This is a genomic window from Synechococcus sp. MIT S1220, from assembly GCF_047303025.1.
Classification (GTDB): Bacteria; Cyanobacteriota; Cyanobacteriia; order PCC-6307; family Cyanobiaceae; genus Parasynechococcus.
Genome location: NZ_CP138939.1, coordinates 626,822 through 640,196, shown reverse-complemented (window position 1 = coordinate 640,196; position 13,375 = coordinate 626,822). Strand labels below are relative to the sequence as shown.

At 53.7% G+C, this 13,375-nt stretch carries 12 protein-coding genes; 2 read left to right on the top strand and 10 right to left on the bottom strand.

What is annotated here, in order from left to right; translation table 11 throughout:
* Nucleotides 1-11: 11 nt before the first annotated feature.
* Genes SIB64_RS03090 through SIB64_RS03080 form a run of 3 tightly spaced genes read right to left on the bottom strand, consistent with a single transcriptional unit; the run spans nt 12 to nt 2,379 of the window.
* Entirely contained in the window at nt 12-779 is a 768-nt protein-coding gene (locus SIB64_RS03090; protein WP_413441862.1) for a hypothetical protein, read from the bottom strand.
* The gene (locus SIB64_RS03085) at nt 776-1,465 is read right to left on the bottom strand and encodes a PilN domain-containing protein (protein WP_413441861.1); all 690 of its coding nucleotides are present in this window, start codon (nt 1,463-1,465) and stop codon (nt 776-778) included. The genes SIB64_RS03090 and SIB64_RS03085 overlap by 4 nt, the downstream gene beginning before the upstream one ends.
* Complete coding sequence (locus SIB64_RS03080) at nt 1,465-2,379, bottom strand: hypothetical protein (RefSeq protein WP_413441860.1); 915 nt, start codon at nt 2,377-2,379, stop codon at nt 1,465-1,467. Before SIB64_RS03080 ends, SIB64_RS03085 begins: the two co-directional genes overlap by 1 nt.
* 194 nt (nt 2,380-2,573) lie before the next feature.
* Here SIB64_RS03080 and SIB64_RS03075 point away from each other — a divergent pair, with 194 nt between their 5' ends.
* Nucleotides 2,574-7,091 carry an ELWxxDGT repeat protein gene (locus SIB64_RS03075; RefSeq protein ID WP_413441859.1) on the top strand — a complete coding sequence of 1,506 codons (4,518 nt, stop codon included), beginning with the start codon at nt 2,574-2,576 and terminating at the stop codon, nt 7,089-7,091.
* Between the two features lie 45 nt (nt 7,092-7,136).
* Here SIB64_RS03075 and SIB64_RS03070 read toward each other — a convergent pair whose 3' ends face one another.
* Together SIB64_RS03070 and SIB64_RS03065 are read right to left on the bottom strand one after the other, a co-directional pair.
* On the bottom strand, nt 7,137-8,318 hold the full coding sequence (locus SIB64_RS03070) for a quinone-dependent dihydroorotate dehydrogenase (protein WP_413441858.1): 1,182 nt from the start codon (nt 8,316-8,318) through the stop codon (nt 7,137-7,139).
* Between the two features lie 8 nt (nt 8,319-8,326).
* Nucleotides 8,327-9,082, bottom strand: a complete 756-nt coding sequence (locus SIB64_RS03065; protein ID WP_413441857.1) for a ribonuclease H family protein — start codon at nt 9,080-9,082, stop codon at nt 8,327-8,329.
* Between the two features lie 50 nt (nt 9,083-9,132).
* Here SIB64_RS03065 and SIB64_RS03060 point away from each other — a divergent pair, with 50 nt between their 5' ends.
* Complete coding sequence (locus tag SIB64_RS03060) at nt 9,133-9,867, top strand: DUF3747 domain-containing protein (RefSeq protein ID WP_413441856.1); 735 nt, start codon at nt 9,133-9,135, stop codon at nt 9,865-9,867.
* A gap of 300 nt (nt 9,868-10,167) precedes the next feature.
* Here SIB64_RS03060 and rplL read toward each other — a convergent pair whose 3' ends face one another.
* From rplL to nusG, 5 genes are all read right to left on the bottom strand, one after another.
* Nucleotides 10,168-10,560, bottom strand: a complete 393-nt coding sequence (gene rplL / locus SIB64_RS03055; RefSeq protein WP_413441855.1) for a 50S ribosomal protein L7/L12 — start codon at nt 10,558-10,560, stop codon at nt 10,168-10,170.
* 53 nt (nt 10,561-10,613) lie between these two features.
* The gene (gene rplJ / locus SIB64_RS03050) at nt 10,614-11,141 is read right to left on the bottom strand and encodes a 50S ribosomal protein L10 (protein WP_413441854.1); all 528 of its coding nucleotides are present in this window, start codon (nt 11,139-11,141) and stop codon (nt 10,614-10,616) included.
* A gap of 237 nt (nt 11,142-11,378) precedes the next feature.
* Complete coding sequence (rplA, locus tag SIB64_RS03045) at nt 11,379-12,086, bottom strand: 50S ribosomal protein L1 (protein ID WP_413441853.1); 708 nt, start codon at nt 12,084-12,086, stop codon at nt 11,379-11,381.
* A gap of 70 nt (nt 12,087-12,156) precedes the next feature.
* Nucleotides 12,157-12,582, bottom strand: coding sequence for a 50S ribosomal protein L11 (gene rplK, locus SIB64_RS03040; RefSeq protein WP_413441852.1), 426 nt, complete (start codon nt 12,580-12,582; stop codon nt 12,157-12,159).
* 108 nt (nt 12,583-12,690) lie between these two features.
* Nucleotides 12,691-13,359, bottom strand: a complete 669-nt coding sequence (nusG, locus tag SIB64_RS03035; protein WP_413441851.1) for a transcription termination/antitermination protein NusG — start codon at nt 13,357-13,359, stop codon at nt 12,691-12,693.
* Nucleotides 13,360-13,375: the final 16 nt, after the last annotated feature.

The window sequence follows — 13,375 nt, the reverse complement described above, 5'->3', positions numbered from 1 at the left end:
TTCAACCAGCCTCAATTTGGTGCCTCTTTCAAGGACGCTGATTCCGCTTTCGGATCGGCACCCACCGCCTCAACATCCGGGGGTACCGGTTGCTTGTCGTAAAACGTGAGTCGCAAACCAAGCATCGTGCCGGACAATCCCTCCGCATTGGGGTCCTCAGAGGGGGCGGCCGGCAGATCCACCTGTTCCAACTCAAGGTCACTGCTCTCCACCAACAACTGCAGCCGCTCCATCCGCTGCAGAAAGTCCTGTAGATCAGCAAATGCGCCTTGAACCCGCAACAACAACGATGTCTTGCGGTACCCCAAGCCCAGCAGGGGATCCGTGGGTGCGGTCTCATCGCTGGCGTCCTTTTTCGATGTCCTTTGACGAAGTTGAGGCCGATTGCTCTGCTGGGGGGGAGCGCTCTGAGGCTTCGTAGGTTCATAGAACTTCAGCTCCACGCCGGCGGCCTGCGCATCACGATCCAACCAAGCGAGGAAAGTTTGGATGCGTTCACGACCAGCGATCAAATCCACCAAGAGCGCCTGTTGATCCTCAGCGTCCTGCTGCTTCTCTTGCGCCTTCGCCAGCTTGCGCTCGAGGCTCGGTAACGACTGCTGCACTACTTCCAGTTGCTCCAGACGCTCGCGTAGGCCATCAACACCAACCCAGGCAGGACGCACCAAAAGCAAATACATAATCGCGGCCATCAATCCACCTGCCAGTAAGGGCAACCCAACCAGTACCCGTTCACGGCTGAACCAAACTGCCTTGTTAGCCCCAGACAGATTGGTCACAGATCAATGCCCCGCTCCACCAAAAACTGATACCGGCGAGCCAGCCCATCCGCGCCAAGTTGCTGCAGCTCCTCTGGAGAGACTGGAACCGTGGGGTTAATGGCAACACGCATGTTGAAATCAGCCAGTCCAGTGTCGTCGGTGTTGACCTTCTCAACGGTGACGCCTTCGAGCGGAACAGCTGAGAGCGCTTCAAGATTCAAAGCCAAAGCGTTGATCCGTTCAAAGGCACCCGCCCCCGCTTCAAACTCGGCCAGACCAGTAAGAACGAGCTGATTCGGCTGGACGCTTACTGAAAGCAGCTGAACGCCGGCTGGGGTGACGCGTCGCAGTTGCTCCAAAAACGCAGAGCCGGAGCGAATCGACACCAGCTGGGAGGCCAAACGCGCCGTGTCGTCAGTTAGGGCCTTGGTGCGTTGACCCATGACCTGCAAGCGTTGACGCGCTGAGTTGACGCGTTGTTCGATCGGTTGAAGCTTGGCCACTTGCTGTTCAAGCTGGCCCGTCTCCAGCCTTAACCAAAACAACAACAGAACACTGAGCACAAGCAGAACACCACCAAAGCTGGATCCGATCAGCAACAACCTGCCGGCCGGCAACAAAGGCCTGGGCGCACTCGTGAGACCCAGCTCCAGCCGACGTTCACGAAGCAAATCCGCCTGATCATCGCCGCGACGTAAGGCCATCAGTGTGCCTCCTGCCAAGCCCCCATCAAAGCGAGATGAGCCAACGGATCAAGGGGGACCGGCTCGAGGTCAGGTAGCAATGGCTCTGGGCAGAAAGCCGAATCGATCCCAAGATCTAAAAGTTCTCCATTGCACTGCAACATCTCGGCTAAGAGATGAAACTCCGTTTCAGGTGCGGTCAGCACCCAAGACACCGAAACGAACGCGTTCGAGAGCTTCGTCCAGGCATCAACGGTTTGACGCACTTGGTTTCCTAAATCCATGTCTAAGTTCAAATGACAATCCACCTCCGGAATCCCATCGCGCAGCAGGATCAAACGAGGACTTGATGATTCGCTGTGCTTGACCAGCCATGCCACATGAGCGTTTTCCAGAGGCACAAGACATTGCGTGGCCCGAAAAGCTGAGCCAAGAGTCCATGTCACCCTGCGAAGGGGCAGATCAGCAAGCTCGATCACATCGATCCAGCTCTGAAGCGTCTGCCGAGGAGTGGAGACCTCCACCACACAATCGGAAAGGGACAGATACGAGCGATAGTCAGCCTGACCGGGAGGGATCTCACCAGACACTGCAGGATTGAGATAACTGAAATTTGCTGCAGCAAGCTTGTCCAAAGTCACACCTTCAAGAACGCGCCAGTTGCATGCACCAACTGGGAGCAACAACTCAATCTGAGCACCGTCAACGTCGCAATCAAGCAGTAGGTCAGCCAGCAATTCGCCCATGGGTTCACGCTGCAGTGGCACACCACCCCGACAACCATCTGGAGGCCACAAAGCCGAGCGCCAAGCCAATCCAGCAGCGTTCTTCCAACAACAGATGACATCACGATCGGAAACGACCACCCAGACGCTCTGCGCTTTCAACATTCGCCGCCATGACACCATCAACTCCTGGACCTGCGGCAATTCCATGGGAATAAACACAGAGTGGGCAGTTCATACTGCAATCACAACGTTAACAAAGAATTGCATCCACTTAAACAATAAAATAATTGCACGATAAAAGTTAAGGCTCAAAAAAGCTGAGAAGTGAATGAGACTTTCATGAAGCCCTTGCGGGGAAGCCAAAAGCCGTTAAAATTAAACAATGCTTTTTTTAAAAAGAATTGAGCGCCAGGCTAGTCAAGAACATCAATCCCTCAGGAAGTTCTTCTCCAGACAACCTGATTAGCATCGATGGATTTCTTTATTTTGCCGCCGACCTCAGCAATGACGGTGGAGGAGGAGAAGAAACTTCAATCAATGATCAGCCCATCAATCAAAACGAAGAAGACAGTGATACTGGCGAAGGGAATGGCGGCAGTGGCACCGATTTAAATGGAAGCGGAACCGATAACGAAGCTGATGCAAATGGAAACGATACACCGACAGAGAACAGTGAATTAGGCGAAGATGATGCAGAAACAGAGCAAGACTCGAGTAATGAGAACACTTCCAATACGAGCGATGGAAATCAAAACAACAACGAACAACCTGTAGGCCTATGGAAAAGCGATGGAAGTGAAGGTGGAACAGTACTCATCAAATCGTTCAATGCTGTCGATAACTTGGTCGAAGCGAATGGACTTCTTTATTTCACAGCTGATTCAGGTGAGGGTTTTGAAGTTTGGAGTAGCGACGGGACCACTGGGGGAACCAAGAAACTTAAAGCCCTGTACCCAGGTGCAGATGGATTTGCCGCAAATAATCTTTTTGTTATTGATGATGTTTTATTTTTCAGTGCAGATGATGCATTAGGGCCTGATCCTAACAAAGGCGAGAATGGCTACGAGCTTTGGCGCTGGGAAGGAGATGATGTAGGAACCAAGATTTTCAGAAATCTCTTCCCAAATAGAGTAATAACGGAGCAAATAATCGAGGTTCAAGAGGAAGAAGACGAAGACACCGGAATCATAACCAGGACAGAAACGCTAAACATAACTACAGCAGAAATATCGAAAGAAAGTCCACTCTATTCTGATGATTTTTTCCCAGGAAATTTCACTGATGCAGGTAATGGAAATTTTTTCTTCACTGGGTACACAGTTGAAGAGTTCAAGAGGGTAGATGCATTTGCCCCAGAACTCAATTTCGGCGGTCTTCAGCTCTGGTTCAGTGATGGCACTGAAGCCGGCACGAGACCAATACGAATCAACAGCACTGAATATTCAATATATGAGGTCAGAGACATCAGGGTTACTCCACCCTCACTCATCGACAAGTACATTCCTTCTACCGGCATTGCCAGCTCCTTTCCCAGGGAGCTACAAAGTTTCAATAATCAGCTTTACCTGGTGGCCAATGATGGCACAACTGGTTTTGAATTGTGGAGCGTATCTAACCAAGGAAAAAATGAAAAACTTGTTCAAGATATTTACATCAATGGTAATTCAAGCCCACAAGATCTAACAGTTGTAAACGACAGACTCTACTTCACAGCAAATGACGGAAGAAACGGTCGTGGACTTTATTTCATCAGCAAAGCCAACAACAAACCAACACGCTTAGCAAACAGTGGCGAAAAGCCAAGTCAGCTATCCAATGTGGATGGAACGCTTTATTACTCCGCATCCTCCCCCAATGGACGTGAGCCCTGGAGGGTCAGAAACGGAAAAGCTGAAGCATTCCAAGACATCAATCCTGGCCCGGCTTCATCGAACCCGGCATCATTTACGGCCATCAGAAGAGGAAGCGGCAGCAAGCAACAACACTTTGTTTATTTCAATGCAACGGATGGCAAAAGAGGAGTTGAATTGTGGTCCTTGAATCTCAACGAAAAAAATGCAAAGGCTCAACGCGCAACTGATATTTTCAGCGGGCCAACCAGCAGTGATCCCAGAGAAATCATAAACAGTGATCAAAATCTATTCTTCACCGCAAATGATGGTAAAACAGGCCGTGAATTATGGACCTTAGGACCAGCGATCAAAGGACCGACAGGTGGAAGAGGCGCAGGGTCTTCTCAAATTAAGGTGCGCGAAAATCAAGACTTTATTTATCAATTTACAACCTCAACAGACGACCCAACCGCCTGGTCGACACAGGGTGGCGAAGATGCTGATTTGTTCAAAATAAAATCTAAAAACGGAAAATTATATTTCAAAGAAGATCCTGACTATGAAAATCCATTGGATGTAGATCGTGATAACATCTACCAAGTTGTTGTACGAGTTCAGGACAAAGATACGAGTCTCTCTTCATACCAATACGTTAATGTCGAGGTCCTCAATGTTAAAGAATCCGGGCCAAATGATGGGCAAATATCAGACGATCCATCATCACAAGAAGATGGAAACAATCAGGACGTGAACCAGGGAGAAGGCTCAAACGCAGATAATGATCCATCATCAGAAACAGAAGTTGAATGGAAACTCGTCAAAAATATCAGATCTGGCCGTACAAGCTCTGATCCAAAAGGTACAATTACATTTAATAAAAATCTTCTTTTTGCCGCCAACAACGGCAAAAAAGGATCAGAGTTATGGGTTTCTGAGGGGACAAGCGGCTCAACAAAACTTCTTCAAGACATTTACCCAGGAAAGAACAGTTCCTCACCCAATGGTTTCACTGAATTGAAGCAAACTCTTTATTTTGCCGCTGAAGATGGAAGTTCTGGAGTTGAATTATGGCAAACTAATGGAACAAAAAAGGGAACCAAACAAACGGCCGACATTCGTCCAGGATCTGCCAGTTCTTCTCCATCTAACTTTGCAGCTTTAACCAACCGCCTGTTGTTTGGAGCGAACGACGGAGAGAATGGTGCTGAACTTTGGAAATACAACAGCAAAAAACAAAAGGCGTCTTTAGTCAAAGACATTTCGAGTACATCCGGATCAAACCCCCAGCACCTTACTAATTATCAGCAGGAAATATATTTTGCAGCTGATGACGACATTTACGGACGGGAACTGTGGGTGAGTGATGGATCCGGTAAGGGCACACGCATGTTCTTTGATATTGCACCTGGAGGCTTCAGCTCTAATCCCGAAAATCTTACTGTATTTAATAACAAGCTTTTCTTTACCGCCAAGAATAACTTCAGCGGGCTACAGATCTGGAGCAGCGATGGTTCTACTGGAGGAACAGAACCACTGATAAGAAGAGCGAGTGAATTCAGCTACCTTGATCCTGATGATTTAACTGCGACCAACACTCAGCTTTTCCTGTCCGCAGAAACTTATCAAGCCATACCAGAAACGGAAGATGGAGGTGAAGACGAAGGATCAGACAGTAACGACGGAAGCACAGCAAGAATTTCTGATGGTCAATCGATGCGTAAGCGGACCAAAGATTTAAATCCCCTCAATCCATCAAGAGCTCAATCGACACCCCTGCAGCGCTCTGCACAACTACGATCGGATACTTCCAATATTAATTCATACAATGAAAATATCGATCGCTACAAAGAAACAGAGAATTGCGATTGGGTCGATTCTGCTCGATGGTCAGCAATCCGACAATTGGAAGAGAAAAATGATCCTTCCTTGGCAAGGGACTGGAACAACAAATACGCAAATCCCTGCGAATTCACGAAACTTGTTGTTCCATCAAACACGATCAGCAAACAAACGGCAAGCAATTTCAATTCCTACAATCGATATATTGACAAATATAAAAAATCAAACAACTGCGATTGGATTGATTTCGCTCGTAGCTCGGCAATTCAACAAATGGAGAGGGAAAGTGATGCAACCCTTGCCAGAGATTGGAATATCAATTATGCCAACCAATGTAGCAAAACCAGGATCATTATTGACACAGGAAATTCATCATCCTCTAGCAGCGGTACACCAGTCTCACCGAGCACAGGCACCCAACCAGGAACAAGCGAGACTGGCAGCAGCGCTGCAACAAATCCAAGCTCTGCTGGCGGAAGCTCCTCAGCAGGTCCATTTGGAGCTCCGGACAACAGCAATAACCTCGGCCGCGAACTTTGGACCACGCAAGGATCCAAAGACAGCCTGGCGCTTGTTATGGATATCAATCCAGGGGCAGGAAGCTCCAATCCAACGGCGCTCACCGCCATTGACAATCTGATTTATTTCAGTGCAGACGATGGGGTTCACGGTGAGGAGTTGTGGCAAAGCGACGGAACGGAAGCTGGAACGATTCGACTCACCGACATCAACCCTGGAGCAAAAAATTCCTCGCCTCGGGATATCGAAGCTCTTGACGGCTCGATCTACTTTTCTGCAACGCAAGATCAAAAAGGTCGCGAGCTTTGGCGCATCAATCCATCAGGTGAAGATCAAAACCTCACTCGAATGGTCAAAAGCAGACGCGGTGCACAAAAATTACAATCATCTAAAAAAACAAAAGATGCTTTTATTTTTAATCTGCCCAATGAGTTTGGAAACCAAAAAGCTGATCACATCACAAACTTCCGTTCGTCCGAAGGGGATCAAATTCACCTTGAGCGAGAAATATTTAAGAATCTGAAGAGCATCAATCTGGTGACTGTTTCATCCAAGCAACAGCTCAATGCGCAGAAAAAGCAAGCAAGCAACATCATCTATTTTGAACCCAAAGGTCAGCTGTACTTCAACAGCAATGAAACCCAAGCTGGTTTTGGCAAGAACGGTGGATTGTTTGCGATCGTGCAGGGAGGGCCAGACCTTGCCGAGTCGAATTTTGCGGTGATCTGATCCCTCGATCGAGTCGTCTACTCAACGACTGATTCAACAGGTGACTCAATCCATCCAGGGCAAGCCACTGCCCACGGCCTCTGTGATCGAACGCAGGCCATGGCGATCGATTTGCTGCAGCAATCCATCCAGGATGGCGGGGACCAAATCGGGTCCCTGAAAGATCCAACCGGTGTAGAGCTGCACCAGTGATGCTCCTGCGGTGATCCGCTCCCAGGCCGCTTGCGGAGAGTCGATTCCGCCCACACCGATCAACGGCAGGGCAGGGCCACCGCTGGCCCGTAAACGACGGACCACTTCCACCGCCCGCCGCCGCAGCGGTGCACCACTCAACCCACCGGCTTCCTCCGCCAGGCTGCGCCCCGTCTGCTGCAACCGACGCGCCTCCAGACCCAGCCGATCGAGGCTCGTGTTCACAGCAATCACCCCAGCCAGGCCCTCCTCGAAGGCCAGCCGAGCGATGCCATCAATCGCTTCATCCTCCAGATCGGGGGCGATCTTCACCAGCAATGGCGGACAGGCCGGCAGACGCCGCAGCCGCTCCACCAGCCAGCGCAATTGCGCTGAATCCTGCAGCTCCCGCAATCCGGGGGTGTTCGGTGAACTGACATTGATCACGGCGTAATCCGCCATCGGTGCCAGCAGCTCCAGCGATGAGGCGTAGTCGTCGGCCGCCTGCTCCAGGGCGGTGACCTTCGACTTACCGAAGTTGATCCCCAGCACGGCCGGTCGCTTGCCCGTGGGATCCAGGTTCTGCCGTTTCAGGGTGCGCTGGAGCTGTTCGGCACCATCATTGTTGAACCCCATCCGATTCAACGCCGCCTGCTCCTCCGCCAGACGGAACAGCCGCGGCCTTGGGTTACCGGGCTGGCCGTGCCAGGTGACGGTACCGATTTCAGCAAACCCGAATCCAAAACAATCCCAGATCGCAGCCGCCACACCGTTCTTGTCGAAACCGGCCGCCAGACCGACGGGATTGGCGAAGCGGCAGCCAAACAACACCTGCTCAAGGCGAAGATCGCGACGCTGCAGCTCCGATGCCAAACCATTCAGCACTGTGGAAACCCCAGGCCAGCGGCGCCGCAGACTGGCCTGCCCGAGAGCGGTCAGCGCCGAGCGCGACATCTGCTCAGCATCCATGCCCTCGTCCTGACTGAGCAGCGGGCCCAGCCAACGGCTGTAAAACCCACCACTGACAGTTGTCCTTGATGCGTCTGGAACTGCCATGCAGGTTCTCAGGACTGTTCTGATCCTCCCTCGCGGCGTCGCAACCGCCAGCGGCACTCCTCCAGCGGCTCCACCTGCCAGTCCCGCCAGCTCCAGGCCATCTGTTTCAGCTCCAACCTCTTCAGCGGCTGCTCCACCAACTGCGCCAGCTCTACGGCGGTGAGGCCATACCCCCCCTCTGCCAGACGGTCTGCCAACTCGAGGCGCGACAGCAAACGTTGCAGCTCCAGTGGTGCCGGGTCATCAGCAGAGTCCGAGACAGACGCTGGTGCCGTCGTTGCTCCCGCTGCCGCTGTTGCCAGCGCAGGTGACCGGCCCTGCGAAAACGCAACAGCGATGCGATCGACGCGGTCATTGTCTGGATCACCGCTGTGGCCTTTCACGTAGCGGAGCGGCACATCCGCCAATTGTGCCTGATCCAGGGCCTTCCAAAGATCCTGATTAAGCACGGGCTTGCCGGCCGCCGTTCGCCAACCTTTGCGTTTCCAGCCCTTCATCCAGGAACCGAGTCCATCAATCAAATATTTGCTGTCGGTCCGCAGAGTCAGATCCGGATGGCGCGGCAGATCCTTCAACCGCTGAAGCAACTCCAGCGCTGCCTGAAGCTCCATCCGGTTGTTGGTGGTGGCGGGATCGTGTCCACCGAACTCCTCGACGCTGCCATCTTCAAAGCGCAGCAAGGCTCCCCACCCCCCCGGACCGGGGTTTCCGCTGCAGGCTCCATCGGTCGCGGCAGCCACCACACGTCCCGGTCCCTCTGCCATTGTTCGCTCCTGCGTGATTCGTTAAAACTCGGGTTCTCACGGTCCCGCGCATGTCGCGAACCTACCTCCAAGCCATCGGCCTGACAGGGGCAGGCCTGGTCACCTTGTCTGTGCTGCCGGGGTCCATCGCTGCCAGGGCGCTGTTTGACACCAAGCCTCTGGATCAATCCCGCTTCGCAGTGCTCGCCCAGCCCGTTGGCGATCACAAATGGAAGTTGCTTGTTCTCGAGCAGATCAAACGCCGACCGCTCTGCTGGACACCTCGCCCGGATGGCTTGATCGATCCATCCCTGAACAACTTCGATTTCAGCGGCATCTGCAGCCGATACCTCGACAGCAATGGCTACTCCCTGCGCAGTGGAGGCAAGGATCTCAGTCGACGCTTCAGCCTGCGACTGGTGCAATCGGGCGACACCCTGCATCTGCAGGCGATGGACCCGGATCAGGCGATGCCGATCCGGGTTGGCTCGGCAACCGTGCCAAGTCGCGACAGGAATGGTTTCGTGAAGCTCACCCTCAACGACGCATGGACGCTGGAACGTCGGGTGTATCAGGGCAGAACCTTGAGCCACGTGTACTTCTCCCATCCAGAACCGGTGAACCGTCTGCTGGCCAAATCAGAACCGAGCAGCAACAGCCCCGGATTCACAAGGATCGGATCGCCGACAGCACCACAACGTCCAGGCAGGACGTCACCCAAATCGAGTCAGGAGACTCCCCCCACCAACCTCGCCCATCTAGGCAAGGGACCGATCAGACTTGAAGTCATCCCCTATAGACGCTGAACACCAGCCAATTGTCACAGTGCCAGTTGGCGAGGCGACCAGTTTCTAATGCGGCCCTCATATCAACCCTTTATGTTTTCAAAGTGTGAGGAGTGCTGATCGCCTCTTCAGGGTCGAAACAAGGACAGACTCCTGAATGCGTTCCACCGTTTGTTCCCTGCCTTAGGCAGGGTTTTTTTTGGGCCACGATCCGCCCCCCCATGACGACAAAAAAGCCGGCCCACAAAGGACCGGCGTCAGACGAGGCCTTGCAATGCAAGCAATCGGTGCAGTAGGGCCAGTGGGACCAGCCCCGGAAAATCACTTGAGGGTGACCTTTCCGCCTGCTTCTTCGATTTCCTTCTTGAGAGCTTCAGCATCATCCTTGGAGATGCCTTCCTTGACGGGCTTGGGAGCCGCTTCAACCAGGGCTTTTGCATCGCCCAGGCCGAGGCCGGTCGCGTTACGGACAGCCTTAAGCACCTTGATCTTGGCTGAAGCGTCGAAGCTTTCGAGGATGACGTCGAATTCGGTCTTCTCCTCAGCAGCTTCGCCACCGCCACCACCGGCAGCGCCAGGAGCAGCCATCACAACGCCAGCTGATGCAGCGGCAGACACACCAAAGGCCTCTTCGATCTGCTTGACCAGCTCGGAAGCTTCAAGCAGGGAGAGGGACTTCAGTGATTCGAGAATTTCGTCGGTTTTTGCAGACATGGTTTTTAGGGGGAAGCAACAGATCAGTGAACAGTGGTTTCGGCAGGGCCGAATCAGCCTTCGCCGCCTTCGGCGTGCTGCTTGAGTGCCCTGGCCATACCAGAGGGAACCTCGTTGATGCCCACTGCAACCTTGGTGGCCACAGCATTGATCGCACCAGCGATCTGAGCCATGAGCTGCTCCTTGGACGGGAGATCAGCAATGGCTTTGATCTCGTCCTGAGAGAGAAGCTTGCCTTCGAAAAGGCCACCCTTGGTCTCGGACTTCTTGAGTTCCTTCTGGAAGGTCTGAACAGCCTTCACACCAGCACCAACATCGCCCTTCACCAGGACGAAGGCGTTGGTTCCGGTCAGCAGGGAGTCGAGGCTGGCCCAATTGCTGTCACCATCAATGGCGCGGCGCATCAAGGTGTTTTTGGTCACCTTGCAAACGCTGTCGCTGGCCCGCAGACGATCCCGCAGGTCAGACATCTCCTTGATGGACAGGCCCTTGTAATCAAGGACGAGTGCCAGTTCGGCGTCGGCGAGGAGCTCTTTGAGCTCACCGACGATCTGCTGCTTGTTCTCCAGCGTGCGGCCCATAGGAATTGGATCGGATCAAAGGAACAAGCTGGGCACACGGCCGATCGAGTCTTTCGAAAGAAGACGAGGCCGCGTGCCGATCCGATCCAGATGGGTCAAAACCGTGTCGCGTCTGCCTCGGCAGGGATTACATCAAGGAACCCAATGAAAATCAGGGCCTAAAAAATCCTGCTGTCTCTGGCCGGGCGCGTGCCCGATTTGGCTTACGCCAATTTCTAATCATAAAGGAAAGCCTGATTAGCTTTCCTGCTCGATGTCTTGCAGGGCAGAGAAATCGACTTCCACGGATGGGCCCATGGTGGAGGTCACATACAGCGACTTCCAGTAGCGCCCCTTGGCCCCACTCGGCTTGTTGCGATCAATGGTCTCCTGCAACGTCTTGAGGTTTTGAAGCAAAGCCTCAGCACTGAAACTGGCCTTGCCGAAACGCACGTGGACAATTCCGGTGCGGTCAGCACGGAATTCAAGTTTGCCGGCTTTGAATTCCTTGATCGCTGCTGCCAGGTCAGTGGTCACCGTGCCGGCCTTCGGATTGGGCATCAGGCCACGGGGACCAAGCACCCGGCCCAGTTTGGCCACCTTGGGCATCATGTCGGGGGTGGCGATCAGCAGGTCGAAATTCATTTCGCCCTTGGCAATGGTGTCCACCAGCTCCTCTTCGCCAGCCAGTTCAGCACCAGCCGCTTTGGCCTCGGCGACCTTTTCGCCACGGGTGACCACAGCGATTCTCACGCTCTGCCCGGTGCCGTTCGGCAGCGCCACGGTGGTGCGCAGTTGCTGGTCGGTGTACTTCGGATCGATGCCGAGGCGCACATGGGCCTCCATCGTTTCGTCAAATTTGGCGTTGGCGTTGTCCTTCACCAGGGCAATCGCATCGAGGGGAGCGTAAGTACGGTCCTCGATTTTGCCGGCCAGGTCGGCCAGGCGCTTGGAGATTTTTGGCATGTCAGCGGTGGGGTGCGGACGACATCAGCGATGTCTCCCCCGATAGAGGTTTGGGTGTGAAGCGGCGACGTCAGTCGCTGATGGCGACGCCCATGTTGCGGGCTGTGCCTTCAATGATCCGCATCGCGGATTCGATGCTGGTGCAGTTGAGGTCGGGAAGCTTGGTCTTGGCGATCTCTTCGAGCTGAGCCCGCTTGATCGAACCGACGCTGCCCTTGGCGGACTGACCGGAACCTTTCTCGATTCCAGCAGCTTTGGTGATCAACACTGACGCCGGAGGCGTCTTGGTGATGAAGGTGAAGCTGCGGTCTTCGTAAACAGAGATCTCCACCGGAATCACAAAGCCGGCTTTGTCCTGCGTCCGAGCGTTGTACTCCTTGCAGAACATCATGATGTTTACCCCGTGCTGACCGAGGGCAGGGCCCACCGGTGGCGCAGGGTTTGCTTTGCCGGCCTGCAGGGCCAGCTTGATGACTGCTGTGACTTTCTTGGCCATCGGCTAGGGGATTGGACGGTTGCGGATCACCAGTCCCTCAGGTCCGGTGGGCTGGGCGGCGAACCACCCCAATGGCCGCCCTCCGCAGGGAGACGGCCGCCCGTGGATTCAGTTCTGTTTGCTGATCTGGGAGAACTCAAGCTCCACAGGGGTCTCGCGACCAAAAATTGAGAGAAGCGCCTTGAGTTTGTTGCGCTCTCCGGAGACCTCAATCACCTCACCCTGGAAGTCCTTAAACGGACCACCGGTGACCACAATTTGATCGCCCTCAGTGAGATCCACCTTCACCACTGCTTTCTTCTCGGCAGCACGCTTAAAGATCCGGTCAACTTCAGAGCGACTCAAGGGCCGGGGTTTGATATGGCCTCGAGCTTTACCAGTGGCGCGTCGATCCTCAGCACCAACGAAATTGATCACATTCGGCGTGCTGCGCACGGCCATCATTGTGTCTTCATCCAGCACCATCCGAACCAGCACGTAGCCGGGAAAAACCTTCTCTTCCGTGGACTGGCGACTGCCGTCCTTCTTGACCTTCACAGCCGGCGTCTGCGGAATCTCAATCTCAAGGATCCGGTTGCTAACGCCGAGGGTGACAGCCCGCTGTTCCAGGGTGGCTTTGACCTTTTTCTCGCAACTGGATGCCACCTGCACGGCGTACCAGCGAGCCACAGCCGTTTTGGCAGCAACTGGAGCCTGAACCGTTCCCTCCTCACCCTCATTGGGTGCAGGCAGATCGAGCACCTCTGAAGAGTCCGTTGTGATCAGGTTGTCAGACACGGCGGAAGAGCGGGGG

Excerpts from the sequence above, each read along its gene's own strand:
- SIB64_RS03085 (WP_413441861.1), bottom strand. The coding sequence starts at position 1,465 with ATGGCCTTACGTCGCGGCGATGATCAGGCGGATTTGCTTCGTGAACGT.
- SIB64_RS03080 (WP_413441860.1), bottom strand. The coding sequence starts at position 2,379 with ATGGAATTGCCGCAGGTCCAGGAGTTGATGGTGTCATGGCGGCGAATG.
- SIB64_RS03070 (WP_413441858.1), bottom strand. The coding sequence starts at position 8,318 with ATGGCAGTTCCAGACGCATCAAGGACAACTGTCAGTGGTGGGTTTTAC.
- SIB64_RS03065 (WP_413441857.1), bottom strand. The coding sequence starts at position 9,082 with ATGGCAGAGGGACCGGGACGTGTGGTGGCTGCCGCGACCGATGGAGCC.
- SIB64_RS03060 (WP_413441856.1), top strand. The coding sequence starts at position 9,133 with ATGTCGCGAACCTACCTCCAAGCCATCGGCCTGACAGGGGCAGGCCTG.
- rplL (WP_413441855.1), bottom strand. The coding sequence starts at position 10,560 with ATGTCTGCAAAAACCGACGAAATTCTCGAATCACTGAAGTCCCTCTCC.
- rplJ (WP_413441854.1), bottom strand. The coding sequence starts at position 11,141 with ATGGGCCGCACGCTGGAGAACAAGCAGCAGATCGTCGGTGAGCTCAAA.
- rplA (WP_413441853.1), bottom strand. The coding sequence starts at position 12,086 with ATGCCAAAAATCTCCAAGCGCCTGGCCGACCTGGCCGGCAAAATCGAG.
- rplK (WP_413441852.1), bottom strand. The coding sequence starts at position 12,582 with ATGGCCAAGAAAGTCACAGCAGTCATCAAGCTGGCCCTGCAGGCCGGC.